Raw genomic sequence first — 26,396 nt, 5'->3', positions numbered from 1 at the left:
GGCCGCCATCAACGACGGCGGTCAGGTTGTGGCAGGCCCAGTTCGCGCCAATAACCGTCCACCTTGCGCACAATCTCCGGCGAGCGCTCGATCGGCCGCCCCCAGTCGCGCACCGTTTCCCCCGGCCATTTGTTGGTGGCGTCAAAGCCCATCTTCGAGCCCAGCCCCGCCACCGGCGACGCAAAATCCAGATAATCAATCGGCGTGCCGGTGATACTCATGGTGTCGCGCACCGGGTCCATGCGCGTGGTCATCGCCCAGATCACATCGTCCCAGCGGCGCACATTGACATCGTCATCGGTGACTATCAGGAATTTGGTGTAGGTGAACTGGCGCAGGAAGGACCAGATGCCCATCATCACCCGCCGCGCATGGCCCGCGTACTGCTTGCGAATGCTGATGATCGCCAGCCGGTAGGAACAGCCCTCCGGCGGCAGCCAGAAATCGACGATCTCCGGGAACTGCTGTTGCAGCAGCGGTACCAGCAACTCGTTCATCGCCGCGCCCAGTACCGACGGCTCGTCGGGCGGACGGCCGGTGTAGGTGCTGTGGTAGATGGCGTCGCGGCGCAGCGTCATCCGCTCGACGGTAAACACCGGGAACTTCGCCACTTCGTTGTAATAGCCGGTGTGGTCGCCGTAGGGGCCTTCATCGGCCAGATCGTTAGGATAGATAAAGCCTTCCAGCACGATTTCCGCCGCCGCCGGGACTTGCAGGTTGTGGGTCAGGCAGTCGGTCAGCACCGTCTTGCCGCCGCGCAGCAGCCCGGCGAAGGCGAATTCGGACATCGTGTCGGGGATGGGCGTCACCGCCGCCAGCATCGTTGCCGGGTCCGCGCCGATGGCCACCGCCACCGGGAAGGGCTGGTCCGGCGTGCGCGCCCGCCACGCCTGATAATCCAGCGCGCCGCCGCGATGCGATAGCCAGCGCATGATCAGCCGGTTGCGCCCCAGCAGTTGCATGCGGTAGATGCCCACATTCAGCCGGGACTTCTCCGGCCCGCGCGTAATCACCAGCGGCCAGGTCACCAGCGGCGCGGCGTCGTCCGGCCAGCAGGTCTGGATGGGCAGCAGGCCCAGGTCCACCTGAGCGCCTGCCAGCACCCGCTCCTGGCAGGGCGCGCGCCCGGTCTGTTTCGGCGACATGTTCAGCACCTGCCGCACCATCGGTAAATGGCTGAACAGGCTGGCTGCGTCGTTGACCTGCTGCGGGTCCTTCAGCTTCGCCAGCACCTCGCCCAGCCCGCGCAATCCGGCCGCGCTTTCCAGCCCCAAGCCCCAGGCAATGCGCTGCGGCGTGCCGAACAGGTTGGCCAGTACCGGTAGGCTGTAGCCCTTGGGTTTCTCGAACAGCAGCGCCGGACCTCCCGCCCGCAGCACCCGGTCGCAGATTTCGGTCATCTCCAGCTTCGGGTCGATCTCGCGGCTGATGCGGCGGAGCTCGCCGCGTTGTTCGAGGAAGGTGAGGAATTGACGCAGGTCGTGGAATTTCATGGATGACATACCCCTTAATGAAGTTCCCTCCCCATCTGTGGGGGAGGGTCATGGTGGGGGGTGCGGAAAGGCAGCCCAGACACTGCTTCTGGCAACTCCAGCGCCACCGTCGTACCCCCCACCCCGGCCCTCCCCCACAAGGGGGGAGGGAGCACAACGTCCCACACGAAACTTTCAGGAGGCCCTATGCCCCACCGCCTCACCCTCGCACTCACCGGCGCATCCGGCATGCCCTACGCCCTGGCCCTGCTGAAAGCGCTGGTGGCCCGGCAACAACAGGTGTACCTACTGGTGTCGGACGCCGCCCGCGAGGTGCTGCGGCTGGAACACGACATCATCCTGCCCGCCGACCGCACCGCCGCCGAAGCCTTGCTCCGTGATCTGAGCGATGACACCGAAGGCCGCATCCGCCTGCTGGACCCGCAGGAATGGACCGCCGCCCCCGCCTCCGGTTCCGGCGCGCCGCGACGCATGATCATCTGCCCGTGCAGCATGGGCACGCTGGCGGCGGTGGCTACCGGCCTCAGCAACAACCTGATCGAGCGCGCCGCCGATGTGGTGATCAAGGAAGGCCACCGGCTGGTGATCGTGCCGCGCGAAATGCCGTTCTCGACGATCCACCTGCAGCACATGCTGACGCTGGCCAAACTGGGCGTGACGGTGATGCCGCCCTGTCCGGGTTTTTATCACCGGCCCACAGATATCGACGGGCTGGTGGGGTTTGTGGTGGACCGGGTGTTGAAGCAGGTGGGGTTGGAGGGGGACATGACAGGTTGGGGGACGTAAAGAATCTCCTTCCCCCCTTGTGGGGGAAGGCCGGGATGGGGGGTGCGGAAAGCCGCCCGAACACGACGCCGGTTCAGGAACCACCGCAGCACCCCCCACCCTAACCCTCCCCCACAAGGGGGGAGGGAATTCCTCACCACACCACCCACCGCTCCCCCTTCCTCCCCTTCAACAATCCCCCCACCATCCCCGCCACCCGCCACGGCGAAAATTCCCGCACCCCCAACCCGGACAAATCCACCGAATCCAGCAGATTCCGCACCAGCAACCCCAGCTCGGTATCGCCCTCCATCACCAATCGACGGCTGAAAAACAGCGTGTCCGAATCCTCGGTGCGCGATGCCATCGCCAGGAAATCCGCCTTGCTGGCGCGGATCGTCACCTCGGGTTTTGCCGATGGCAGATGCGGCGGTACAAAACCCTGCCGATTCAGCACCAGCGCCAGCTCCATGCCGAGGTCGGTCACCACCAGCCGCACCTGACGGCCGGTCAGTTCCGGCGGAATGGCCGACAACCCGGACTTGCCCAGCGCCAGATTCAGCGCCGTGGCCAGCGCCAGCGACGGCGGGAACTGCGGCAGCCGGAACAGCAAACGGGTCAACGGCTGCGGCACGTTGAACGCGGAAACGACCTGCAAGGCGCGGGCGGCGGTCGGGCGGAGGTTCATCCGTATACACTCTGGGCGCTGCGGTGGAACACAAGGTCCAGCCCCGGCTTGCCGTGCAGGTAGCCGTTGCAGGGTTCGGCGCTGCGCAAGCGGTCGGCGCGGCGGAAGGCGTCGTGCGGGGCGATCATGCCGTCCAGCACGTCGCGGAACAACTGGATCACTTCACCGGTATGCGCCGCCTGTGGGCTGATACGCAGCACGTTCACTCCCAGTTGCAGCAGTTCGGGAATGTCGGCCAGCAGGTCGCAGCTTTTCACCGACTGCGTCTGGATGCCATTCAGCACCAGGAAGGGCTCGTCCTCCTGCGTACGCATTTCCAGCCCGTCCGGGTACTCGCGGCAGACGAACTGGCAGCCGTCCTTTTGCCGATTGAAATGGCGGGCGGTGAAGCAGCGCGCCGAATAGGCCAGCGGCATGCGACCGAAGGCGAAGACCTCGGTTTCCATACCCCCGGCTACCGACTCGGCCAGCAGGCCCAATTGATCCGCATCCAGTTCCACCGACGCCACCCAGCGCCGCGCGCCCAGACAGGCCATCAGCGCCAGCGAGTCCTCGTTGTAGAGGTTGAGCGTCATCCCGGCGACAAAGCCGTCTTCCGCCCGCTGCACCAGGTTGACGGCGGTCATGTCGTTGGCTTCCAGCCCGGACGAGGCCGCCAGCAAGGCCTTCAGGCGGCGCACATCGCTTTCCGACTCCAGCAACACTTGACTGGAAAACACGACTTCCTTCCCGGCCTCGCGCAGGCGTTGGCCGACGCCGATCCAGTCGTCCAGTTCCAGCTCATGGCGGCGGGCGCAGACGGTTTCGCCCAGATAGACGATGTCCACCGGGGCCGAGGCCATCTCGTCGTAGAAATCGAGCATCTGTTGTCGCGGCCAGTAGTAGAGCAAGGGGCCCAGCGACAGGCGGGCGGATGCGGTCATGGTCATACTCCGGTTATTTCCAGGGACGGTGATAGGCGCCCAGCGTGTGCTGGCTGCCTTCCGAAAGCCGGTCCAGGTCCGTGGTCCAGTCGCTGCGCACGATATATCGTTCGCGGTCGCGCAAGGCGTTATCAATCGCCTGCCGCCAGGTGCGGCCGACGGTGGCGATGTAGGCCGGACTGCGCTGGCGGCCCTCGATCTTGATCGCCTTCACCCCCATGCCGATCAGCTGCGGCAGCAGTTCCAGCGTGTTCAGGCTGGTGGGTTCCTCAATGGCGTAATAGGTATCGTCGTTGACCTTGAAACGGCCCTTGCACAGCGTCGGGTAACCAGCTTTTTCGCCCTCGGCGAAACGGTCGATCAGCACGCCGTTCAGCCGCGTTTCCAGCCCGGCGGCGGTGTGATCCCAGCGCACGGCGGGCGCGGGCGAACAGGCGCCGTGGTTGTTGGGCGAATCGCCGGTGGCGTAGGACGACAGCAGGCAGCGCCCTTCCACCATCACGCACAGACTGCCGAAGCCGAACACCTCGATCTCCACCGGCGTCAGCCGCACCACCCCGGCAATCTGCCCCAGCGACAGCACGCGCGGCAGCACCGCCCGGGCAATGCCGAAGTGCTGGTAGTAGAAATCCAGCGCCCCGGCCGTGGTGGCCGAGCCTTGCACCGACAGGTGCAGGCGTGCGTCGGGATACTGGCGGCGGGCGTATTGCAGCAGGCCGGTGTCGGCAATGATCAGCGCATCCACCCCCGCCGCCATCGCCCGGTCCAGCGACGAGCGCCAGCGGCCCATGCCGCCCGCCTGCGGATAGGTGTTCAGCGCGGTGAACACCTGCTTGCCGCGCGCGTGGGCGTAATCCACCGCCTGCCGCAGCGTCGCCTCGTCAAAATTGAGGCCGGGAAAATTGCGGGCGTTGGTGTCGTCGCGGAAGCCGGTGTAGACGCAGTCCGCGCCGTTATCCACCGCCGTCTTCAGCGCGGCCAGCGACCCGGCCGGGCACACCAGTTCAAGCGGCGATGCCGTCATGGACATTCTCCGGACGATAGGGGCGGCCCAGCGCCGAGCCTTGCGACAAGCCGCGCGCCGCCAGCCCTTGGGTAATGGCGTTGATCACCGGCCACTTGTGCTCGCACCAGGCCGGGGCCAACAGAATTTCAGCCGCAGCGGTTCCGGTCAGGCGGTGGAACACCACCTCCGGCGGCGTGCGGGCGATGAGGTCGATGCACTGTTCCACATAGTCCGCCTGCCGCAACGGCGTGTAGCCGCCTCGTCGCCATTGGAAGGCCAGCATCGTCGCCTTGACCACGTGCAGTGGATGCAACTTCAGGCCGTCGGTGCCCACCTCCAGCACCTGCCGCAGCGTTTGCCGGGCATGGTCGGCGTTCTCCCCCGGCAGGCCAAGGATCAGGTGCGTGCACACCGGCAATCCGCGCGCCCGCGCCTGCCGGGTGGTTTCGGCGTATTCGGCAAAACCGTGGCCGCGATTGACTCTGGCCAGCGTCTCGTCGAAAGCGCTTTGCAGGCCCAGTTCCAGCCACACATCAACACCGCGTTCGCGGTATCCGGTCAGCAGGTCCAGCACTTCCAGCGGCACGCAGTCCGGGCGGGTGCCGATGGACAGGCCGATGACCTCAGGATGGGCAAGCGCTTCGTCATAGAGGCGGCGCAGGCGGTCGATATCGGCGTAGGTGTTGGTGTAGGCCTGGAAATAGGCCATCAGCTTGCGCGCGCCGGTGAGGCGCTGCACGGCTTGCGCGCCGCTGCTGATCTGGTCGGTGATGCTGCGGTCGGGCTGGCGTTCGGGAGCGAAGGAGTCATTGTTGCAGAAAGTGCAGCCGCCGCGTCCCTTGCTGCCGTCGCGGTTGGGGCAGGTGAAACCGACGTTGAGCGCGACCTTGTGCACGCGCTGGCCGTGGCGGGCCTGCAGGGCGTGGCCGAGGGTGTGGACGTACTGCGAGAGATCCATAGTGGCGCGGGACGTGGGGGAAGTGCGGGGGATTTTAGGCGTCGGGGGACAAAGGAAAAATGACGGAGGACAAGGCCATATGGCGCAGACATGACCGTCATGTTAATTTCAATGCCCCCGGCACAGTTCATCAGATGTCATGAGGAGAGCATGAGCCCTCACATTCACCTTGCTCGATTCAGCATCAACGGCGCCCTTGCATGAACATCTCCATACGCATTACCCCCGCCACGCTTGCCGACATTCCGGCCCTGAGTGACCTGCTTACCACTTTGTTCACCCAGGAGGCTGAGTTCACCCCCGACCCCGCCGCCCAGGTGCGCGGCCTCGACCACATCATCCGCCAACCTGAAACCGGCCTCATTCTGGTCGCCCGTAACGAGGACGCCATTCTCGGCATGGTCAACCTGCTATATACCGTCTCCACCGCCTTGGGTGAGCGCGTAGCGCTTCTGGAGGACATGGTGATTGCCGACAACGCGCGCGGTCAGGGCATCGGCGGGCAACTGCTGGAGCAGGCTATCGCCGCCTCCCGGCGTAACGGTTGCCGGCGCATTACCCTGCTGACTGACAGGGATAACATCGTCGCCCAACGCTTCTACCAGAAGCATGGCTTCACCGCCTCTCCCATGCGGCCATACCGGCTTAACCTGTAGTCCCCTCCAGAATAACCCTTACCACCCCCTCCGGGTCCTTCCACATCGGCACATGCCCCCACCCCTGCGGCTCCAGCCACCGCGTCTGCGGCGGCAACTCCTGCCGCCGCCGCGCCGACTTCGTCAACAGCCAGTCATGGGTGCCGAACGCCACCGTCACCGGCACCGCAATTTCATGCCCGCCCCGAAAGCTGTCGGCATGTGCAAACGTCTCCTCAAACCCCGGCGCGCGCACAAAATCCTGCGCCGCCGCAAAGGCTTCCTCGGCGGGCATGCGATGACTGCCGGTAGTCATCGGCACCGCCATCAAAACCTCACGCAAGGCAGGCACCTGCAACATCAGCTTCACCAACCCCGGCGCCAACCGCGTTCCCCGCCGCAGGTTGAAGAACACATGCCGCACATGCGCTGGCGGCTTCACCCACAACCCGGCGGGCGAGATTGCCACCACCGACCGCGCCAGACCCAGCCGCGCTGCCTCCAGCGCCATCCAGCCGCCCATCGAATTCCCGGCGATGTCCACCGGCTCCGCCAGCCCCAGGCCACGCAACTGCTCACCCAGCGCCCGCGCCAGATTGACCGTGGTCGGCGGCACCTGCGGCGGCAACAACGGACTGCGGCCAAAGCCCGCCACGTCAAAGGCAATCACCCGCCGCTGCTCCGCCAGCCGCGCCAGCACCGGCCGCCATGCCGCCCCGGACATGCCGATGCCGTGCAACAACACCAGCGGACGACCCAGCCCTTGTTCCGTGAAATGCCACATGGTTCAACTCCTCATCAAGAATGTTCCACAGCCAACAAAATAACGGCTCAGACCCCTTGCCCGCAGGCCTCCGGACGAACGGACGCTGGCGCCGCCTCCGGCGGCCGCGTCGCCAGCCAGACGCCGCCCACCACCAGCACCGCCCCGGCCGCCTGCGACCAGCCCACCGGCCGCCCCAACGCCAGGCCGATCAGCGCCGCGAAGATCGGCACCAGATTCATGAACACCGCCGCCCGCGCCGCGCCCACCTGACGCACGCCATCGTTCCACCACAGGTATGCCACCACCGACCCGAACAGGCTCATCGCCAGCACCGAGGCCACCACGCCCAACGGCGGCGCCGTCAGGAAGTCGGTCTGCGTGCCCTGGGCATACAGGCTGAGCAGCAGGCCGCCCAGCGGCACGGTGCCCACCGTCACCTGCAACGGCGGCAGGCCGGTGATGAAACGCTTCGGCAAGGTCGAGTAGATGGCCCAGCAGGTTGCGGCCAGCAGGATGAACAGGTCGCCCTTCTGGAAGGACAGCGCCAGCAGCACCGACAGCGAACCGCCGCTGATCACCGCCAGCACCCCGGCAATGCCCAGACCCAACCCCGCCAGCTGGCGGCGGTCGATGCGCTCGCCGGTCAGCAGCGCGCCGAATACTGTAATCAGCGCCGGGCACAGCGCCATGATCAGCGCCCCGTTCACCGGCGAGGAATAACGCAGGCCGTGAAACAGCGCCAGGTTGAAGCCACCGATGCCCACCACCGCCATCACCAGCAACGGCCGAGCGTTGCGGCGCAGGCCCGGCCAGTCCACGCCCTCGCGCAGCGCCACCAGCGGCAACAGCACCAGCCCGGCCAGCAGGAAGCGCCAGCCGCTCACCGATTCCGGCGACATATAGGCCACGGCATACTGGCCGAGATAGAACATCAGCGCCCAGAAGAACGAGGTCAGGCCCAGCTTGAGCCAGATCAGGGACAGGTTCATGGTGCATCTCCGAGTTTCATACTCGGATTATCCATTTCCATTGGCGCAAAGATATGCCAGCATCCGGCAAACCATTTTCCATATTCAGAAAATGCTATGGCCCACCCGGACTGGAACAACCTCAAGTACTTTCTGGCCGTCGCGCGCAGCGGCGGCCTCACCCCGGCTGCCGCCAGCCTCAACACCAGCCCCTCCACTGTGTCGCGGCATATCGACGCCATGGAGGCCTCACTGGGCGTGCGGCTGTTCCTGCGCCAGCAGCGCGGCTATCTGCTCACCGACACCGGCAGCGCCTTCCTGGAACATGTGGCGGAAGTGGAGCGGGCAATGCAGGCGCTGGAGCGGCATGGCGCGGCCACGGACGAGCTGGCCGGGGAAGTGAAGCTGGCTACCTTCGAATCGATTGCGCATTACCTGATTGTGCCGAACCTGCCCGCCTTCATGACGCAGCATCCGCAACTGCGGGTGGAACTGCTGATCAACCGCCACCTCGCCGACCTCTCCCGCCGCGAAGCCGATCTGGCGCTGCGCATTGCCGACCCGCGGCAGCGCGACCACGCCCCGGACTACATTGCCCGTTGCGCCGGGACTTTCCGCTTTGAGTTGTACTGCACCCCGCAGGCGCTGGAGCGGGCCGGGGACTGGCGGCGGCTGCCGCATGTGTCGTGGGACGCCGCCTGGGTGAAACTGCCGATGGTGGAATGGCTGCACACGCTGTTTCCCGGCCAGACGCCGGTGTTCCGCAGCAATACGCTGCAAGCGCATTTGCTGGCGGCGCGCAGCGGCCTGGGCGCCGCGCTGCTGCCCTCGTTCATGGGGGAAAACGATGACCGGCTGCTGCGGCTGGACACCGCCGCACTGCCCACGCAGCAGGAGCTGTGGCTGATGTACCACCGCGATCTGAAAGCCAGCCGCAGGGTGCTGGCGATGCGGGATTTTGTGGAGGAAGTTTGCCGGAGGGAACTGGCGAAGTACGGGTGATTCGTTTGACCGCCCCGCATTGGATCAACCCCGTTCACGCTCCAACCTGGCGCTGATCCGTTCCAAACGCTCCTGCATTCTCTCGGCTTGGCTTTCAAGACCCATTTTGCCATACACCGTCACCAGGCTTTCCAGCGTCACAATCAAATCCGGATGATGAAGTCCCTGAAGCCGCTCCGTCATCTTCAGCGAACGCTTCAGGGACATCTCAGCCTGCTGATACTCCCCTTCGGCATCATAAATCAGACCCAGGTTGTGCAAAGTTACCGCCATGTCGACACTTGAACCCCGGGCGCGCTCCTGAATGGCCAACGCCCGCTTGTACATGGCTTCCGCCTTGGGCAACTCTTCCATATTTCCGTAAAGCGAAGCCAGATTGGCGAAACAGCTGGCAAGATCAATATGGCCCGGAGGCAACGCCCCTTCGGCAATGGAAAGCGCACGCAGCAGCAAGGGCGCCGCTTTTTCATAGTCCCCCTGACGATCATAAATCTGACCCAGGTTGCCCAGTAGGATGCTGGTGAACCGATCTGCAGGTTTTGGATCCCTCTCCCGAATCACCAGCGCCCTCTGGTACAATGGTTCAGCCAGATCATCCCGACCCTGATCAACGTACAGGCCTGCCAGATTGCTCAGGCTGTGGGCGACATCCAGATGCTCCGGCCCCAACACCTTCTCGCGAATCATCAGCGCGTTTTTCAATAGCGGCTCGGCCTGGGTGAACCACTCCCGGCTCCGGTACAACGAGCCAAGATTGACCATGATGGTCGCCTTTTCCGACTCTCGCAGCGACGGCGTCTTTTCCGCAATCGCCAACGCCTCCTTGAGAAGCGGCTCGGCCTTGACGCTGTCGCCATGCTCTTCATACCGCAAGGCAATGTTGTTCAGGCTTGTCACCAAATCGGGATCGTTCGGCCCCAGAGTGGCTCTGGCCACCTTGAGTTGCCTTTCACTGATAGCCAGCGACTGGTCGTACTGTCCGCTTTCAGCCAATTGCTGCGCCTGATCATCCAGCTTTTCCCAGCTTTCACCGCCCCGTTTGCCTTTACCGGTAATGGCGCTCAGGCCGACCACCAGCAACACTCCCGCTATAACCTTGGTTAGCGTATTCATGATATTTCCATAGTGCGAAAGCAGCCCGACCGCCTCTGGATTATGCAGCCACCACACGATCAAGGCTTGCGTCGCCCTTCAAAAAATCCACAGCCCCATCACCCCCAGACCACCGCCAAGAAAGGCTCCCGCCAGCACATCCGTCGGGTAATGCAGCCCCAGCACCATCCGCGACAGCGCCACCAGCGACGTAAACACCAGCAGCAAGGGCAGCAACGCAGGGAAATGATAACCCAGCATTACGGTGAACAGCACCGCGTGCAGCGTGTGCCCGGACGGAAAACTGAAATGGTCCAGCGGCCGCTCACCCAGCACCACTGCCTGATGCACCTGATAGGGCCGGGGCCGCAGCGTACGCAGCTTCAGCGCCTTGTAGATCAGCACCCCGGCCCCGGCAGTCAATAGCATATGGAACAGGGGAAGCCATGCCGAAGCACCTTCAAACAAGGCGATCAGCGCAATGAGCGTGTACCAGAAACGGCCGTTGCCGAGTCGGCTGATGTGCTTGAAAAAAACGGCGATGGCGCTGTGGGCGGAATAACGGTTGAGGCGCAGGCACCAGGCCAGGTCCCAGTCAAAAACGCGGATCGGTGACGGCGGATTCAGCTTGTTCATACGGTTGGTACTCCGGCAACAGGGTCCAACATGCCGGAGCGGACAAAGTGCCCGGCGACCCTGGGATTGATTGAATGTTTTTCATCCAAGCCAGAATGCGCCGGAGGGTTGACTGCCGCATGACAGAATCATGTCAGTCGGGTGACAGCCTGACTGACACTCTGTCTTCATGCCTCAGTCCCGCACATTTTTCCGCACAATCGCACCAGTCACCGGGTTGAAGTAAACCTCGACCTGTACAAACTTGTCCTTCCGCTCGTTCAGTCCCCAACCGTAAATTTCGTAGCAGTTGCCGTCGGTCTGGAAGCGTTTGATGGCGAAGCCGTACTCGTTGACGATCTTCTTTTGCATCTCCAGCACATGCAGCCATTTCTCCGGCGGGGCTTTCGGGCAGTCAGCCGCGGCGGCGGCCAGGCCGGATGCCAGCAACAGGATGGCGGCAGTCAGGAAACGGGTCATGGGTTTTCTCCGGAAAGGTCAAACGTTCGCCCAGCGGCGAAGCAGGTTGTGGTAAATGCCGGTCAGCGGCAGCAGCGCTTCCGGCGCGGCGTTGGCGGCGGTCAGCGCCTGGATGGACTGGTCGAGGTCGAACAGCAGCGTGCGTTCGCCGTCATCACGCACCATGCTCTGAATCCAGAAGAAGGCGCAGACACGGGCGCCGCGTGTCACCGGCGTCACCCGGTGCAGGCTGCTGGATGGATACAGCACCATGTCGCCCGCCGCCAGCTTCACCGACTGTGCGCCGAACGAGGTTTCAATGGTCAGCTCGCCGCCGTCATAGTCGGCCGGGTTGCAGAGGAACAGGGTGGCGGAGAGGTCCGAACGCAGCACACGCCGCTCCGGTCCCACCAGCATGACGGCATTGTCAACGTGAGCACCGTAGTGGCCGCCGCCGCTGTAGAGGTTGAAGCGCGGCGGGTAGATGCGGTCGGGCAAGGCCGCCGACATGAACAGCGGATGCCCCCCCAGCACGCGCAAAATGTGCTGACCCAGCTCCCGCGCGGTCGCGGAATCCTCCGGCAATTGCCGGTTCTGTTTCACCCGCCCGGCCAGCGACCCGGCAGAGCGCAGGCCGTCCTCCCAGTCAGCGCGGTCCAGGGCTTCGCGGAAGCGGCGGACCGTGGTGGGGTCAAGGACTTTTTCGAGAATGGTCAGCATAATGATACTCCTGAATGAAACCCCCTCTCCCCTTGTGGGAGAGGGTCGGGGAGAGGGGTGCGGAAAGCGGCACGAAAACATCGGCATGTCATGACCACCGCAGCGCCCCTCTCCCTAGCCCTCTCCCACAGGGGGAGAGGGAAAATCAACGCTGTGTCCACAGCACCTCCCGCCCGATACTGTACACCGTCGCGCACCCGGCCAGCGCCATGCACAACTCCAGTTCCTCACGCAGCAGCCGCATCAAGTGCGCCACACCCAGCGCCCCGGCCACCGCCAGCGCATGCAGCTGCGGGCGGCCGACCATCACCGCATTCGCGCCCAGCGCCAGCGCGATGAAGGCGTCGCGACCGGATCGGATGCCGCCGTCCAGCAGCAGCGGATAATCCGCCCCCACCGCCTGCCGGATGGCGGGCAGCAGGTCGAGCGCGGCCGGCATGCCGTCCAGCGCCCTCCCGCCGTGGTTCGACACCGCCAGCCCCGCCGCCCCCAGCGCCTGCAAGCGCACGGCATCATCGGGATGCGACACGCCCTTCACCAGCACCGGCAGGCGGGTGAAGGCCAGCAGCCACTCCAGATCCTTCCAGCCCGGCGCATCGGCCATCATGCCCTGAAACAGCAGGCTGTCCCCGGTGGTCAGCGTGCGGCGCGGCGGCGCGGCGTAACCGGCCAGATTGGCGGCGCGAATACCCGTCGGCATGGCAAACCCGGCGCGCAATGCCCTCTGGCTGACCGGCTGCACCGGCGTGTCCAGCGTCACCATCAGCGCGGTGTAGCCAGCCGCTTCTGCACGCCGTACCAGATCGGCGGTGGCGTTACGGTCCGGCTGGAAGTAGAGCTGGAACCACTTCTCAGCCGTTGTTTCCGCCGCTACGGCTTCCAGCGTCACCGACGACAGCGTACTCAGCACCAGCCCGGTGTCGGTCGCGGCGGCGGCCTGCGCGGTCGCCAGTTCACCGTCCGGGTGCGCCAGCTGCTGGAAGGCAACCGGCGCCAGCAGCAGCGGGTGGTGGAACGGACGGCCGAGCAGGCTGAGCGCCGTCGAGCCGCCGCCGCAGTCGCGCAGCAGCCGGGGCATGATCCGGTGCCGTGCGAAAGCCGCCAAGTTATCACGCAGGGTAACTTCCTCACCGCTGCCGCCGTTGATCCAGGCCAGCGTCGTTGCCTCCATGAACTGCGGCGCGAGTCGCTCGTAATCGGCCGCCGTCAGCAGTTCCGGCGGCAGCGCGGTCAGCGGCTTAGAATTCATAGCTCAGCGTCACGTTGGCATTGCGGGCGTCGCCGATGTAGGTGAACGCACCGCTGCGGTAGGCGGCCAGGTAGTAATCCTGATCGGTGACGTTGGCCACGTTCAGGCGCACGCTGGCCTTGGGGGTGAAGGCATAGGTGGCGAACAGGTCGAGCACGGTGTAGGCCGGAACTTCGTAGGCATAGGCGCCGGTCGTGGCGTTCCAGGCGGCGGCGCTGTCGGGCTGACCGGCATACCGCTCGCTGGCGTAGGTGACGGTGCCGCCGAAGGCGAATTCCGGGGTGAAGGCGTAGCGCAGTTGCAGGAACAGGCTGTTCTCGGCGAAGTTGCTGAGGGTGTGGCCGACGCCGGTCGGATCGGCGACGGACTTCAACACTTCCGACTTCATCACCGCCACGCCGAACTGGGTGCTGAGTTCGTCGGTCAGGTTGCCGCTGAGGCCCAGCTCAATACCCTGAACCCGGTTCTTGCCGCTGTTGAGGGTGCCGGTGGTGGCATAGCTGTTGGCGCTCAGGCCTTCCATCACATCGTCCTTGGTGATGCGGAACACGTCGGCTGTGGCCAGCAGCTTCTCGTCGAACAGGTTCCATTTCGTGCCCAGTTCGAGATTGGTGGTCTTTTCCGGGCGGCTTTCGGTCACCAGCGCCGGATTGCCGTTGACGGTGCAGACGCCGCCGTAGCCGCAGTTCGCGCCCAGGTCGGACTCGCCGCCATTGATCTCGGACGCCGTGCTCCAGTTCAGGTAGACGTTGCCTTCATCCGTCAGTTGGTAGACCGTACCGAGGTGGAAGTTCCACAAGTCATCCTCGTAGGCGTACGTGGTCTGCGCCAGCGTCGTGGTGTTCTGCACCGTGTTGCGGTAGTCGAAGCGGTCCAGACGCACACCACTGAACACTTCCAGCTTGTCGCTCAGTTCCACCGTATCCATCACCGACAGCGACAGCGTCTTGATCCGCCAGTCGGAATCCCATGCGCCCTTGCTGGGGCTGCGGCCCATCAGCCCACCGATGTTGCCGATGGCGTTACCGTTGGCGTCGAGGATGCAGTAGGCATTCTTGGTCGTACCCGTGCCGGTGATGCAGTTAGCATTGGCGTTGTTGGCGGCGGTCAGGCCGGTGTAGACGCCGTTCAGCACCTGTGAGTCGGTGTATTCCGCACCGAAAATGAACTTGTGCAGCTTGCCCGCCAGCGTCGTGTCGAGGAACAGGTTGAGCTGGTCGGCCAGATAGTCCACCTGCTGCCAGCCGTTATGCGAACTGAGAGTGATGGTGTCGATGCCGGGCGCGCTGTCGTTGGAGCCACGCACCGCGCCGCGCGCGCCGGTGGTGACATAGCCGTTCTCGGAATTGCCGCGCCGCAGGCTGTTGCTGAGACGCAGATTGTCATTAAAACGGTACGTGGCGCGCAGCGTCGCCACATCCACCTCGGCGCTGAGGAAGTCCTGATCCTGCAAATAGACCGGAATATCCGTGCGCGGCTGGCCGCCGTTGGGCGCAATGTAGGTGCCGAGGTCGGGCATGTCGCGGGCGCTCAGGTGATAGACATCAGCCAGCAACTCCAGCTTGTCCACCGGTTGCAGCAGCAACGAAAAGGCGTAGCCAGTGCGCTCGCGGTCGGCCGGGGCGCGGCCGGGAATCTGCTCGTAAGCCTGCAGCAGGTTGGCGCGGAAGGCGGCGGTATCGCTGAGGCGGTGGTTGGCGTCGATTTCAATACGGCGGTAGTCGTCGGTGCCAAACCCGGCCTGCAGCTTGGTGAAATCGTACTCGGTGCCGGCCTGCTTGCTGACGCTGTTCACAGCGCCGCCGATGGTGCCACGACCGGCAAAGGTGGCGCTGGGGCCCTTGGAGATTTCCACCTGTTCGCTGGCAAAGCTCTCGCGGATGGTCATGCCGGGGTCGCGCAGGCCGTCGACGAACACGTCGCTGCGGGCTTCATAGCCGCGGATGATGTAGCGGTCGCCGAAAGCATTGCCGTTTTCGCCTGTGCCAAGTGTGATGCCGGGCTGTGCCTGCAAGATCTCGCGCAGGTCGGAACGACCGGAATCCTCAATCTGGGTCTTGGTCAGCACGCTGATCGTCTGCGGCGTCTCGGCCAGCGGCTCGGCATGGCGGGCGTCGCCAGACACCCGCGCTTTGTAAGGCGCGCCGGGCTGGGCGTAAGGGTTGGTGTCAATGGCCCGGCCTTCAATCTGCAAGGTGTCCAGACTGACCGCCGCCTCTTCCGCCAGCACTGACGGCGACAACAAGGCAGCGGAGACGCCCAGCACCACGGCAGGACGGGACGACATGGCGCGGCGCAACGAAGCGGGCTGGAGGATACGGCTGGCGGACATCATGAACTCCTGGAAATAAAGGGTTAGCGGGTAATCAGCGAATATTCGACGGGGATGGTCAGCGTCAGCTGGTCCAGCCCCAGGTCATCGGGAAGCGGCGGCATCGGGCTGGAGCGTTGCAGCATCTCCAGCGCAGCCTGGTCCAGCCCCGGTTCGCCGGAGCCGGTGACAATCCGGGACGACAGCAGTTCACCGCGGCGGCTGATGGTGAAGGTCAGCAGCACCGTGCCCTGCGTCTTGGCTTTCTTCAGCGCGGCGGGATAGGTCTTGTGGGCGTTGAGCCAGGTCTTGAGCTTGCCGAAATAGGGATGGCGCGCATGGCGTGAACCCACGCCGGAACCGCTGCCCTGACTGCTGCCGGTTGCACCGGCGTTGGTGCTTGGCAGGCCGGAGCTGCCGACAGCACCGGTGGTTGATGTCTGTCCGGCAGCGGATCCGGCACCACCGGCGTCCGTGGCGGCCAAAGCGGGAGCGGCATTAGGAACGGCCACGGGTTCAGCCACAGTGGCAGCGGGAGATGCTTCACGGACCAGCGGCGTGACAGCGGCCGGTGCAGCGGTGCTTACCGGTTCGACCGCGCGGGTCGTCGGCACAACGGGCGCGGACACGGCAGTCGCTTTGACCGGTTTCGTCACGGCAGTGACGGCAGGAGAGGAAGCGGCAGGCGCAAAACGGGCGGGGCGCAGCGGCTGCCCGGACGCCATCAGCAGCATGACCGAGAGGTCATCGCCGGTTCCGGCATCCGCTTCCGGGCTCATCACCGGCGCGGACGGCAGGAGCGCCGCCTGACCGGCCAGCAGCAGCAAGAGCAGCACCAACAGCGCCTCCAGCCCAAAGGCCAGGCACCAGCGGCGGAACGACTCACGCTCCATCCAGCGCCCGTGTCCGCCCCCCTTCTCCTGTATCGACCGCATCGTCACAATCATGCCCATACCTCCCGGCTATGGGCTTATCTTATTTTAAATGATAATCATTATCAATAGCGTTTACTGATTGAAGGCTTAAGAATCCGGGCCTCAGGTCCGGTTCGGTATTTATTTTATAAGGTCTGAAAATAGCGACTCAGCGCAACGTCACCCGTTGCACCGGCGCATCATTGAACCGACCCAGCAGGGCCTCGACGCTGGGAATCCGCACATGGCGGCCTTGCACCTCCACCAAACCTTCCTCACGCAGTTTGCCGATAATGCGCGACAGCGTTTCCGGCTGCATCGACAAGCGGGCGGCAATCAGCCGCTTCGGCAGCAGCAGGTCAATCTCGGCGCAATCCTCGGCGCGGTTTTCCAGTTGCTGGATCAGGTACAACGCAAAACGCTGGGTGGCGTTCTGCAAGGTCAGCGTTTCCAGTTCGCCCAACCGCTGGTGCAGGCGGATGCTGAGATGCCCCAGCAGGTGCAGGCAGGCCTGCGGATTCTCGGACAGCGCCTGCAGCATCAGCGCATTCGGCACGCTCACCAGATGCAGCGGGTCCAGCGCCTCGGCGCACACCGGGTATTCCGAGCGTTGCATGAACATCACCGCCTCGGCGAAGGTCTGGCCGGGGTGGATGATTTCCACCACCTTTTCCTGACCATCCTGAGAAATGCGGAACAACTTCACCTTGCCGGACAGCACCAGGAAGAAATTGACCGCCGCCTGGCCCTGACGGATCAGCAACGCACCCGCCGGTTGATGGAATTCACGGATCGATGCCAGCAGGCGGTCCTGCACCGCCGCGTCCAGATGCTGGAACAAGGGATGGCGCAACACCGTATGGCGAATCTCGGGGGCGGGAATCATGGGCCTGTCACCTCTGCCAGCCTGTCAGGGCCGGTTCTCAAACCATTAAAAAAACGAGGGGGAAAACCTGCGGTTCTCCCCATGTTTGAATCTAGCCCGCGCCTTGCAAACCGACACCTCGCCAAACGGCCAGTCATTCGCTTTCTGAAGAACAGGCATCAAGACACTAACCTCGCCGCGCCGCTTGGCCGACGGGCCGTACAATATCGGCCGATTCCCCCAATGCAGGGCCGGGCGGACTGTGTCAGACTGAAAATTCACGACCATCGCCACCTACGGGAACCTTCGCCTACCGTGCCAAACCCCAACCGCCGCTCCGCCCTGCTGCTTTCAGCCTGTCTCACCGCCACGCTGCCGTTGACCGCCGCCATCGCCGCCGTTGATGAGGCGCAGGCGCGCAAGGCCGGGGAAGCCGCCGTGCAGACGGTGATTCCGCGCAAGATGGACTACAAGTCACTGAAGCTCGGTTTCCTGCCGTTCAGCGCCAAGGTCAGTGACCTCACCATTTCCGAAAACGAACGCTTTGCCCGTCACCCGCTGCGCGACTGGAAACATTTCTACACCGCCCGGGAAATCAGCCTCACCGCCGACCTGCTGCCGCTGCTGATCGGCCGTATCTCCGTCACTAAGCTCGACATCCGCGACTTCCAGGCCAACGTGCTGGTGGACCGCGACTACACGCTGAATGTCGGCGACCTGATGCAGCAGAAGCGCGGACCGCTGATGAACTGGCTACGGGTGAAGAACTTCCACGCCAGCGGCGGCTCGGTGCGGGTGGTGGACGCCACGGCCGCGCGCGGTCCGGCGCGGCTGGTGTTTGACGACATTGACGCCCGTTTTACCGGGTTCGCCATCAAGGACAAGTTCCAGCTCAATGTCGGGCTGCGCACACCGGGCGCCAAGACCCGCAACGTCAGCCTGCGCGGCGTCGCCGGGCCCATCCTCGACACCGTGCGCTCCGAGCAGGTGCCGCTGGACGGTGTGCTGACCGTCGACCAAGCCCCGATCCTGCCGTTTTCCGCCTACATCCCCGACGGCCTTACCGCCTACCCGGAAAGCGGCACGGCCTCGATGAAACTGCAATTGCAGGGCAACGCCTGGGACGGCATGACCAGCAAGGGCGGCATCCGCCTGGAAAACCTGGTGATGGTGTCGCGGGACGGCACGCTGCGCGGCAAGCCCTTCACGATGGCGCTGGATATCGGCCGCAACGTCGTGTCGCTGAAACAGCAGCAGGTGGCCATCAACAACATGGCTGTCAGCATGGGCGGCAACCGCCTCACCCTGGATGGCATGGTGCGTGGCATTCCGCGCACGCCGGTGATCGACATCGACCTGCGCGCTCCCGCCATCGACCTGGCGGCCATGGAGGAAATTTATCCCTTCTTCCGCGCCTATCTGCCCAAGGGCCTGCAATTCAACGGCACGGCCGCCCTCGATATCCACGCCAAAGGCGACATGCAGGCCATGGCTTCCACCGGCAAGCTGGATGTCAGCGGCCTGGGGCTGTTTCTGGCGGAAGTGTTCGAGAAGAAACCGGGAGCCGACCTGAAAGTGGATTTCTCGGCTAACCTGACGCCGAAGGATTTCACCATCAAGGCCAAAGCCAACGTCACCGGACGGGATCTTGTGCTGCTCAATGCCTGGCTGTTCCGCGACGGCCTGAAGCTGGCGCTGGGCAACCGCGTCCCGGTGCGGGTGCTGGACAGCGTCATCCGCCCGTCCGAGAAACTGACGGCTGGCGGCGTGCGCGGCGCCATGGATTATGACAACGGCTTTGTCAGTTTCCGCAATTTCGCCGCCGACAGCCTCAGCGACCCCGACGGCCCGGTCATGGACACGCTGATAAGCGGCTCCTTCGACCTCAACCGGCTGGTGGTGCGCTGGGACGTCAGCGCCCGCCTTTCGGCCGTGCGCTCGCAAAAGCTGCTGAAGGCGTCGCCGGGGCTGGCGGCGCTGATGGATGCCGACGGCCGCCTGCCGTTCCGGTTCAAGGTGGAAGGCCCCATGCACAAACTGCGTGTGTTTGTGCAGGCGGAGACAATGCCGCCGGGCCACGCCGTCCTGCGGCGGCTGCCAGCGGTCGGTTCATGGCCGGCGGTGATTGGCGTCCGTTGAGCAACTGTTCATAATAGCGCCGGGCCGAATGGCCGGCGGCTTTGGACAATCATAAAAAAAATATGCAGAAACACTCCCGGCCGTTTGGCCGAACCCCACCGCCAACGTCACGCCTGCTGCGCATGATGTTGGCCCTGCTGCTGTTGCCGTGGCTGGCGCTGCCGGTCACAGCCGGTACACTGCTGGTCGATCCGGCGGCGGCCCGGCAGTCCCCGGGCGGCAGCATGGACTATGTTGCCGATCCCGGACGGCAGTTGGGCCCCGCCGAGATCAGGCGTTTGCCCGGCTGGCTGCCGGTGAAAGGCGAAAACCCGAATTTCGGCTACAGCCACAGCGCCATGTGGCTGCACAGCCGCCTGATCAATGCCTCTCCTGTACCGCAAACCCGCCTGCTGGAAATCGGCTATCCGGTGCTGGACAATGTCCAGGTCTGGCTGACGCCCTCCTCCGGCCCGCCACGGCACTGGCAAATGGGTGACAAGCTGCCGTTCACGGCGCGGCCATTCCTGCACCGGCATTTCCTGACCCCGGTGGACATCCCGGCCCACGGCAGCGTCGACCTGTTGATCCGGGTGGAAACCGGCAGCAGCGTGCAGGTGCCGCTGACCTTATGGCAGCCCGAGGCGTTCCGGCTGTACGACGAACGCACCAGTCTCATCCTGGGCCTGTATTTCGGCATCATGCTCAGCATGCTGCTTTATAACGGCTTCCTCTATATCTCGTTACGTGAACGCCAGTATGCCTGGTACGTCGGTTATGTGGCCGCACTCACCGTCTTTCTCGCCAGCCTGGACGGGCTGGCCTTTCAGTACCTGTGGCCGATGGCCACGGTCTGGAACGACCAGGTGCTGGTGTTCAGCCTGGCGCTGACACTGTTCTTTGGCACGCTGTTCGCCACCAATTTCCTGCACATGGATTTGTCCGGGCGTCTGGCGAACAGCGCCATCCGGCTGACACTGATCACCAGCCTGTTTGGTACCGTTTCCGCATTCCTCCTAGACTACACCCTGGCCATTCACCTGATGGAGGCATGTGGCGTCTTCTGCATGCCGGCCATTCTCTGCTTCGCCGTCTACCGCGCCTGGCAGGGTTACAAACCGGCCCGTTTTTACATTGCCGCCTGGTCCTTTGTGCTGCTCAGCGGCATCGTCCTGGCGCTGGACAAATACGGGCTGATCCCGCACTCCGCCCTGACGGAGGCGGCCGTCCCGGTGGGTTCCGCCATGCAGATCCTGCTGCTGTCCTTCGCGCTGGCTGACCGCGTGCAGCAGGAACGCAGCCTGCGCGAACAGGCCCGCGTCGACATGCTGCACATGCAGCAACAGGCCAATACCGTGCTGGAACGGCGGGTGCAGGAACGCACGGTGGAACTGATGGAAGCCAACCTGCGGCTTCAGGAACTGACCGTGACCGACGCCCTCACCGGCGTCTACAACCGGCGTCATTTTGACGAGGCGCTGCGACAGGAGGTCAAGCGCGCGCTGCGCACCGGCGACAACCTCGGCCTGCTGATTATCGACGCCGACCACTTCAAGGCGGTCAACGACACCTGGGGGCACCAGACCGGCGACCTCTGCCTGCAAATCATCGCCCGGGTGCTGCAGGAAAACCTGCAACGCGAATGCGACCGAGTGGCCCGTTACGGCGGAGAAGAATTCTGCATCGTGCTGCCCACCACGTCTCCCGAGGGCGTGCGGCATGTGGCGGAAACCTTGAGGCGGGCGCTGGAGCAAACGGCGGTGCCTGGCCCCAAAGGTGACTTCCGCATCACGGTCAGCATTGGCGCAGTCAGTGCTGTTCCACAGCATCCTGAAGACGGCGTGCGCCTGCTGGCCACCGCCGACGCCGCACTCTACATGGCCAAGGAAAGCGGCCGCAACCGGGTCAGCGTCCGCGACGGGCTGGACGCCTGAATCAGGGTTATGACGACATCCAATCCCGGAAATTCCTTGCGTTTCATCAGATTTCTGACCGGCATAAACATTTTTCCGACGAATGACTGATACAGTTGCCATTGGCATTGCGCTCAGAAATTGGCCCAAATGCCGGGTTCCTGCGATTTTGCGGTCATAGCCTGTTCAGTAAACAGCCACTATAACGCGGAACCGCCCTTCAATAAGAATGAGAACGGCCTCACACTTTTTCCGCAATGTGGCGGAATCCGGTCTGGCCGCTCGACACAAGGAGTTAAACCTATGCTGTTGCGCTTGCTTGGACTCTGCCTGCTGTTGACTGTCTGGCTTCCCCTGACTCCGCTGCATGCCGCCGGGGAAGAGGACGATCTGGACGAACTCCGCACCACCCTGGGTAATGAATGGCAACTGACCCGTAACGACAAACGCCGCAACATCAAGACCTGGGCCCGGCTGGAAGACGGCAAGCGTTATCGCTCGTTCAAGGTGGAAGCCGAACTGGACGGCAAAGTAGACGCACTGGCGCACGTATTGCTGGATTTCGGGAACTACACCAAGTGGTTCTGGCAAACCCGGGAATCCCGCCTGCTGAAGCAGGTTTCAACTACCGAATTTGTCGTCTACATGGTGCACAACGCCCCCGCCGGATTACCGGACCGTGACACCGTGCTGCGCGGTGTGCTGGAACCGCAAACCCGGAACAAACCTTATGTAGTACTGAAAGTGACAGCGGTTCCCGACTACCTGCCCAAGCAACGCTCGCTGGTGCGCATGCCCGCCGAGGAAATCACCGTCAAGTTCTCCCCGGTTGGCCCCAACAAGGTTCTGGTGGAAGCCGAAGGCTTCTTTGACGCCGGCGGCACCGTGCCCGCCTGGGCCGCCAACTTCGTGCAGCGCAGCGCCCCCTACAGCGTCATTCTGGGCATGCAACGCATGATGGTTCAGGATCGTTACACACTGACCAAAGCACCATTGCCCTTTGCCGTCTACGACTGGTCCAACTACAACTGACCGCCGCCATCAGTCCCGGGATGCCCAATCCCGGGGCCGCAGGAAATCCTCCACAAAACGCGACTCCACCGAACCCGGTTCCGGCTGGAAATCATATTGCCAGGACACCAGGTTCGGCAGCGACATCAGGATCGATTCGGTGCGGCCGCCGGTCTGCAAGCCGAAAATCGTCCCCCGGTCATAGACCAGATTGAACTCCACGTAACGTCCCCGCCGCACCAGCTGGAAATTCCGTTCACGCTCGCCGCAGGGCGTGTCCTTGCGCCGCGCCAGGATTGGCCTGTAGGCATCCACATAGCCGTTGCCCACCGCCTGGATGAACTCGAAACAGCGCTCAAAACCCCACTCGTTCAGGTCATCAAAAAACAGCCCGCCGACGCCGCGCGCCTCGTTGCGGTGCTTGATGAAGAAGTATTCATCACACCACTGCTTGTAGCGCGGATAAACCTCGTCACCGAACGGAGCGCACACCTGCCGGGCATGACGGTGCCAGTCGCGGCAATCCTCTTCAAAACCGTAATACGGCGTCAGGTCAAAACCGCCGCCCACCCACCATACCGGCGCCTCTCCCTCCTTCTCCGCCACAAACAGCCGCACGTTGGCATGGCTGGTGGGGGCATACGGGTTGCGGGGATGGATCACCAGCGACACACCCATGGCCTGAAAACTGCGCCCGGCCAGTTCGGGGCGGTGTGCCGTCGCCGACGGCGGCAGCTTGTTGCCATGCACATGCGAGAAATTGACGCCGCCCTTCTCGATCACCGCTCCGCCTTCCAGCACCCGCGAGCGGCCGCCGCCGCCCTCGGCGCGCACCCAGCTGTCCTCACGGAAGAAGACGCCGCCATCCTCGGCTTCCAGCTCGCGGCAAATGCGGTCCTGCAGGGCCAACAAGGCCTGCTTGGCGGCGTTCAGGTCAATCTCGGCAGACATGGCGGTTCTCCGGGTTCAGGAAATTCAGGAAGGACGAAGGACTTGCCCGGTCAGGGCGTCACGGATCAGGGTGGGTTTGGTCTGGCCGCCCAGGCGGCCCGGCAGCAGGTAATCAACCTGCCCGCGCAGGCCGCACTGCACCTGCAACGGTGTGCGGGCGGGCGGCAGACCGGTACGGTTGGCGCTGGTGGAGACCAGCGGCCCGCCATAACGGCGGCAAAGCGCCTGCACCCCCGTATGTGCGGAAACGCGAATGGCGACACTGGCATGGTCACCACGCACCCACTCGGGGAAATCATGGCCCACCGGCACCACCCAGGTATTCGGCCCCGGCCAGCTTTCAATGACGCGGCGGCACTGGCTGACGGTCAAACCGCCCAGCCATGGCAGCACCTGCGCCACGTCGGCGGCAATCACGATCAGGCCCTTGTGCATCGGCCGCTGCTTGATGTCGAGCAGGCGCAGCACCGCCGCCCGGTCAAAGGGATCACAGCCCAGACCCCAGACGGCCTCGGTGGGATAGGCGACTACGCCGCCGGCCTCCAGAGTCCGGACGGCCTGGCGAAGCTGGATGTCAGAAGGAAAAGGCATGGGTCACCCGCTGTCAGCGTGACGGGGCCAGCTGCTCGTAACCGCCCGCCACCGTCGCAATGCATCCGGCCAGTTCCAGCTCCAGGAGCAGGCCGGCCATGGTCGCGGCATCATACCCGCTCTGATCCACCAGCGCATCAAAGGACTGCACCTGCCAGCCCAGCACGGTCAGCACCTGCCGCGCGCGATCATCCAGCTCCATCTCCATCGGTGGCAACGCCTGCGGATGGCCGGACCCGGCCGCCGCCTGCGCCAGCCGCGGTCCGATATCCTCCAGCAACTGCACCGGTTCATCCACCAGCCGCGCACCCTCCCGGATCAAGGCATGGCAGCCTTTCACCTGCGGATTATGGATGGAGCCGGGAATGGCCCAGACCTCACGGTTCTGTTCCAGCGCCAGTCGGGCAGTAATCAGCGTCCCGCTTTGTACGGCCGCTTCCACCACCAGCACCCCCAGGCTGAGGCCGCTGATGACGCGGTTGCGGCGGGGAAAATGGTATTGCTGGGGCGGTGTCTGCGGCAGGAATTCACTGACGAGAATGCCATCATGGGCAACGATGGCCTCCGCCAGGGCGGCATGCTGGCGGGGGTAAAGATCGCACAACCCCGAGCCCAGCACGGCCACGGTAATACCTTCGGCCTGCAGCGCCGCCTGATGGGCCGCGGCATCAATACCCATGGCCAGACCGCTGGTGATACCCAGCCCCTGCCGCGCCAGATCAGCGGCAAAATCCCGCGCCGTAGTCAGGCCGTTCTGGCTTGGGCGGCGGCTGCCCACCATCGCCACCTGCGGCCAAGCCAGATGACCGGCCTCGCCCTGACAGAACAGCAGCGGCGGCGGGTCGGCAATTTCGAGCAGCAAGGGCGGATACGCGCTGTCCGCCAGCGTCAGCACCGTCAAGTCATGCCGGGCAACAAGGCGCTGCGCCTCCTCGACATCGCGCCGCACCAACAGGTCGTTGCCCGCCCGCCATTGCTCCAGCGCCTTCAACCAGCGCGCCGACAATCCGGCCTGCGCCCAGCACTGTGGGTCGGCCTGCAATGCGGCGGATGGCGTCTCCAGATGCCGCCACAACTTCAGGAACGCCGTATGCGATTGTTCCAGCAAACGCCATAACAACAGCCACTGCTCCAGCGGCTCACTACCCTTGTCCATAAGTCCCTGTGTTCCTCCCGGCCTTTTGCCGGCATAAAAAAAGGCTGTCTATCCAGACAGCCCGAAAACTTTTTAACGCTGGAACGAATCAGTCGCCACTCACCGGCGGACGGACTTCATCACCCTGCTTGATGACGGTGGAGGCCTTGAGGATGATGGCATAGCTGACCTTGTTGAAGGTGCGGAACACCATGGCCAGGCCTGCGCTCTCCGCCGGCAACTGGATCATCTCGTCCTTGGTCCGGTCACGAACCACCGCACCGCGCTGATACAGGGCAAAGGTATGGCCCTGCTGCACACCTTCACGCTCACCACGGTTAATGACCACAACACTGTTCATGCCGCCGGAGCCCAGCGAATTCATGACCTGCAGGATGCGTCCCGGCTTGACATTGTCCGGGTTGCGCGGGTGGAAGATCGGCGTTACCGCCATCGACTCACTCAGCAGCAAACGGTCTTCAATACGTACTTCCTGTGTGCTGCGGGCAATCTCGTAGGTGCCGACCTCACCTTTCACCGCTGAAATCTTGCCGCTGGCGACATCAATCGCCTCAATGCCCAGCACTTCGCCGGTATCCGGATCAATATATGGCTTGCCACGGCGGTAAACGCCGTAATTATCGCCGGCCGCCATGTTGCTGCCACGGGCATAGACCTTCTCGCCTGCTCCGGCAATGATACGATGGGCAACGCCTGCCAGCACATAGGGCGCCTTCTCGAAGTCTTCCACATTCACCACCCGGCTACCCGAGAGGAATGCGCGGATGGATTGCAGGGACACGGCGGGAATGGCGACACTCAACGGCTCGGAACGGACCTGCGGCAACAGCTTGCCTGTATTGGCGTCCACCCGCGCCGTGGCGCGGCCGGTCATGCGTTCGGCCACTTCAGCGCAACCGCCGCCCGCATCCACCGCCACGACGCTGCGGTCTTCAATACGGCACAGCAGCAACTTGTCGCCGGGGAAAATCAGATGGGGATTGCGCACCTGGGGATTCACTTCCCAGATTTCCGGCCAGCGCCAGGGATCTTTCAGGTAGCGGTTGGAAATATCCCACAAGGTATCACCCTTCTGAACCGTATAACGTTCGGGAGCGGTGTCCTTGATATCGACAGCCTGGCTGTCTGCGGCGAAAGCGCTACCGGCCAGCAGGCCGGCAACGAGTAACAGAACCGGTTTTTTCATTATCAATTCCCTTCTTGGCGGGACTTATGGTCGCAAGGAGT

General features: G+C 63.9%; 25 protein-coding genes. 6 read left to right on the top strand and 19 right to left on the bottom strand.

Features of this window, described 5'->3' with window-relative positions; translation table 11 throughout:
- Window positions 1-8: 8 nt before the first annotated feature.
- Complete coding sequence (ubiD, locus tag Q7T36_RS08870) at window positions 9-1,493, bottom strand: 4-hydroxy-3-polyprenylbenzoate decarboxylase (RefSeq protein ID WP_304846824.1); 1,485 nt, start codon at window positions 1,491-1,493, stop codon at window positions 9-11.
- Window positions 1,494-1,679: 186 nt separating this feature from the next.
- Here ubiD and Q7T36_RS08865 point away from each other — a divergent pair, with 186 nt between their 5' ends.
- A complete protein-coding gene (locus Q7T36_RS08865) occupies window positions 1,680-2,279 on the top strand; it encodes a flavin prenyltransferase UbiX (RefSeq protein ID WP_304846821.1) in 600 nt (199 codons plus the stop codon).
- A gap of 133 nt (window positions 2,280-2,412) precedes the next feature.
- Here Q7T36_RS08865 and Q7T36_RS08860 read toward each other — a convergent pair whose 3' ends face one another.
- Genes Q7T36_RS08860 through Q7T36_RS08845 form a run of 4 tightly spaced genes read right to left on the bottom strand, consistent with a single transcriptional unit; the run spans window position 2,413 to window position 5,833 of the window.
- Window positions 2,413-2,946 (bottom strand): SCP2 domain-containing protein, encoded by a 534-nt coding sequence (locus tag Q7T36_RS08860; RefSeq protein ID WP_304846818.1) that lies wholly within the window; start codon window positions 2,944-2,946, stop codon window positions 2,413-2,415.
- The gene (locus Q7T36_RS08855; protein WP_304846815.1) at window positions 2,943-3,869 is read right to left on the bottom strand and encodes a U32 family peptidase; all 927 of its coding nucleotides are present in this window, start codon (window positions 3,867-3,869) and stop codon (window positions 2,943-2,945) included. Before Q7T36_RS08855 ends, Q7T36_RS08860 begins: the two co-directional genes overlap by 4 nt.
- 13 nt (window positions 3,870-3,882) lie before the next feature.
- On the bottom strand, window positions 3,883-4,893 hold the full coding sequence (locus Q7T36_RS08850; RefSeq protein WP_304846812.1) for a peptidase U32 family protein: 1,011 nt from the start codon (window positions 4,891-4,893) through the stop codon (window positions 3,883-3,885).
- Window positions 4,874-5,833, bottom strand: a complete 960-nt coding sequence (locus tag Q7T36_RS08845) for a TIGR01212 family radical SAM protein (RefSeq protein ID WP_304846809.1) — start codon at window positions 5,831-5,833, stop codon at window positions 4,874-4,876. The genes Q7T36_RS08850 and Q7T36_RS08845 overlap by 20 nt, the downstream gene beginning before the upstream one ends.
- Window positions 5,834-6,033: 200 nt before the next feature.
- On the opposite strand from Q7T36_RS08845, the gene Q7T36_RS08840 reads away from it, so the two are divergent.
- Window positions 6,034-6,489 carry a GNAT family N-acetyltransferase gene (locus Q7T36_RS08840; RefSeq protein WP_304846807.1) on the top strand — a complete coding sequence of 152 codons (456 nt, stop codon included), beginning with the start codon at window positions 6,034-6,036 and terminating at the stop codon, window positions 6,487-6,489.
- On the opposite strand, the gene Q7T36_RS08835 is transcribed toward Q7T36_RS08840, so the two are convergent.
- Together Q7T36_RS08835 and Q7T36_RS08830 are read right to left on the bottom strand one after the other, a co-directional pair.
- Window positions 6,479-7,252: an alpha/beta fold hydrolase gene (locus Q7T36_RS08835; protein WP_304846804.1), complete on the bottom strand. Its 774-nt coding sequence runs from the start codon at window positions 7,250-7,252 to the stop codon at window positions 6,479-6,481. The genes Q7T36_RS08840 and Q7T36_RS08835 overlap by 11 nt on opposite strands.
- Window positions 7,253-7,299: 47 nt before the next feature.
- Complete coding sequence (locus tag Q7T36_RS08830) at window positions 7,300-8,223, bottom strand: DMT family transporter (RefSeq protein WP_304846799.1); 924 nt, start codon at window positions 8,221-8,223, stop codon at window positions 7,300-7,302.
- Between the two features lie 96 nt (window positions 8,224-8,319).
- Between Q7T36_RS08830 and Q7T36_RS08825 the strand changes: the two genes are divergently transcribed.
- On the top strand, window positions 8,320-9,204 hold the full coding sequence (locus Q7T36_RS08825; protein WP_304846796.1) for a LysR family transcriptional regulator: 885 nt from the start codon (window positions 8,320-8,322) through the stop codon (window positions 9,202-9,204).
- A gap of 24 nt (window positions 9,205-9,228) precedes the next feature.
- Here Q7T36_RS08825 and Q7T36_RS08820 read toward each other — a convergent pair whose 3' ends face one another.
- The 8 genes from Q7T36_RS08820 to Q7T36_RS08785 all read right to left on the bottom strand — a co-directional run bounded on the left by Q7T36_RS08820 (window position 9,229) and on the right by Q7T36_RS08785 (window position 17,450).
- A complete protein-coding gene (locus tag Q7T36_RS08820) occupies window positions 9,229-10,317 on the bottom strand; it encodes a tetratricopeptide repeat protein (RefSeq protein ID WP_304846793.1) in 1,089 nt (362 codons plus the stop codon).
- Window positions 10,318-10,395: 78 nt separating this feature from the next.
- Window positions 10,396-10,932, bottom strand: a complete 537-nt coding sequence (locus Q7T36_RS08815) for a phosphatase PAP2 family protein (protein ID WP_304846790.1) — start codon at window positions 10,930-10,932, stop codon at window positions 10,396-10,398.
- Window positions 10,933-11,106: 174 nt separating this feature from the next.
- A complete protein-coding gene (locus Q7T36_RS08810; protein WP_304846787.1) occupies window positions 11,107-11,391 on the bottom strand; it encodes a PepSY domain-containing protein in 285 nt (94 codons plus the stop codon).
- A gap of 18 nt (window positions 11,392-11,409) precedes the next feature.
- Window positions 11,410-12,090, bottom strand: a complete 681-nt coding sequence (locus Q7T36_RS08805; protein WP_304846784.1) for a Fe2+-dependent dioxygenase — start codon at window positions 12,088-12,090, stop codon at window positions 11,410-11,412.
- A 145-nt stretch (window positions 12,091-12,235) separates the two neighbouring features.
- Window positions 12,236-13,339: an alpha-hydroxy acid oxidase gene (locus Q7T36_RS08800; protein WP_304846781.1), complete on the bottom strand. Its 1,104-nt coding sequence runs from the start codon at window positions 13,337-13,339 to the stop codon at window positions 12,236-12,238.
- Entirely contained in the window at window positions 13,329-15,674 is a 2,346-nt protein-coding gene (locus Q7T36_RS08795; RefSeq protein WP_304846777.1) for a TonB-dependent siderophore receptor, read from the bottom strand. The genes Q7T36_RS08800 and Q7T36_RS08795 overlap by 11 nt, the downstream gene beginning before the upstream one ends.
- 20 nt (window positions 15,675-15,694) lie before the next feature.
- Window positions 15,695-16,597: an energy transducer TonB gene (locus Q7T36_RS08790; RefSeq protein WP_304846774.1), complete on the bottom strand. Its 903-nt coding sequence runs from the start codon at window positions 16,595-16,597 to the stop codon at window positions 15,695-15,697.
- 136 nt (window positions 16,598-16,733) lie between these two features.
- Window positions 16,734-17,450, bottom strand: a complete 717-nt coding sequence (locus Q7T36_RS08785) for a Crp/Fnr family transcriptional regulator (protein WP_304846770.1) — start codon at window positions 17,448-17,450, stop codon at window positions 16,734-16,736.
- Window positions 17,451-17,744: 294 nt separating this feature from the next.
- Between Q7T36_RS08785 and Q7T36_RS08780 the strand changes: the two genes are divergently transcribed.
- From Q7T36_RS08780 to Q7T36_RS08770, 3 genes are all read left to right on the top strand, one after another.
- Window positions 17,745-19,568, top strand: a complete 1,824-nt coding sequence (locus Q7T36_RS08780) for a DUF748 domain-containing protein (protein ID WP_304846767.1) — start codon at window positions 17,745-17,747, stop codon at window positions 19,566-19,568.
- A 122-nt stretch (window positions 19,569-19,690) separates the two neighbouring features.
- Window positions 19,691-21,481 (top strand): diguanylate cyclase, encoded by a 1,791-nt coding sequence (locus Q7T36_RS08775; protein WP_304846764.1) that lies wholly within the window; start codon window positions 19,691-19,693, stop codon window positions 21,479-21,481.
- A 282-nt stretch (window positions 21,482-21,763) separates the two neighbouring features.
- The gene (locus Q7T36_RS08770; RefSeq protein ID WP_304846761.1) at window positions 21,764-22,492 is read left to right on the top strand and encodes an START domain-containing protein; all 729 of its coding nucleotides are present in this window, start codon (window positions 21,764-21,766) and stop codon (window positions 22,490-22,492) included.
- A gap of 9 nt (window positions 22,493-22,501) precedes the next feature.
- On the opposite strand, the gene hemF is transcribed toward Q7T36_RS08770, so the two are convergent.
- The 4 genes from hemF to Q7T36_RS08750 all read right to left on the bottom strand — a co-directional run bounded on the left by hemF (window position 22,502) and on the right by Q7T36_RS08750 (window position 26,355).
- The gene (hemF, locus tag Q7T36_RS08765; protein ID WP_304846758.1) at window positions 22,502-23,422 is read right to left on the bottom strand and encodes an oxygen-dependent coproporphyrinogen oxidase; all 921 of its coding nucleotides are present in this window, start codon (window positions 23,420-23,422) and stop codon (window positions 22,502-22,504) included.
- 24 nt (window positions 23,423-23,446) lie between these two features.
- Window positions 23,447-24,013, bottom strand: a complete 567-nt coding sequence (locus Q7T36_RS08760) for an L-threonylcarbamoyladenylate synthase (protein WP_304846755.1) — start codon at window positions 24,011-24,013, stop codon at window positions 23,447-23,449.
- 13 nt (window positions 24,014-24,026) lie between these two features.
- Window positions 24,027-25,169 carry a DNA-processing protein DprA gene (dprA, locus tag Q7T36_RS08755; RefSeq protein WP_304846752.1) on the bottom strand — a complete coding sequence of 381 codons (1,143 nt, stop codon included), beginning with the start codon at window positions 25,167-25,169 and terminating at the stop codon, window positions 24,027-24,029.
- An 88-nt stretch (window positions 25,170-25,257) separates the two neighbouring features.
- A complete protein-coding gene (locus tag Q7T36_RS08750) occupies window positions 25,258-26,355 on the bottom strand; it encodes a LysM peptidoglycan-binding domain-containing protein (protein ID WP_304846749.1) in 1,098 nt (365 codons plus the stop codon).
- Window positions 26,356-26,396 lie beyond the last annotated feature (41 nt).

Source organism: Fluviicoccus sp., assembly GCF_030646115.1.
Taxonomy (GTDB): domain Bacteria; phylum Pseudomonadota; class Gammaproteobacteria; order Pseudomonadales; family Moraxellaceae; genus Fluviicoccus.
Note: the sequence above shows the minus strand (reverse complement) of the source record. Positions and strands in the feature narration are given on the sequence as shown.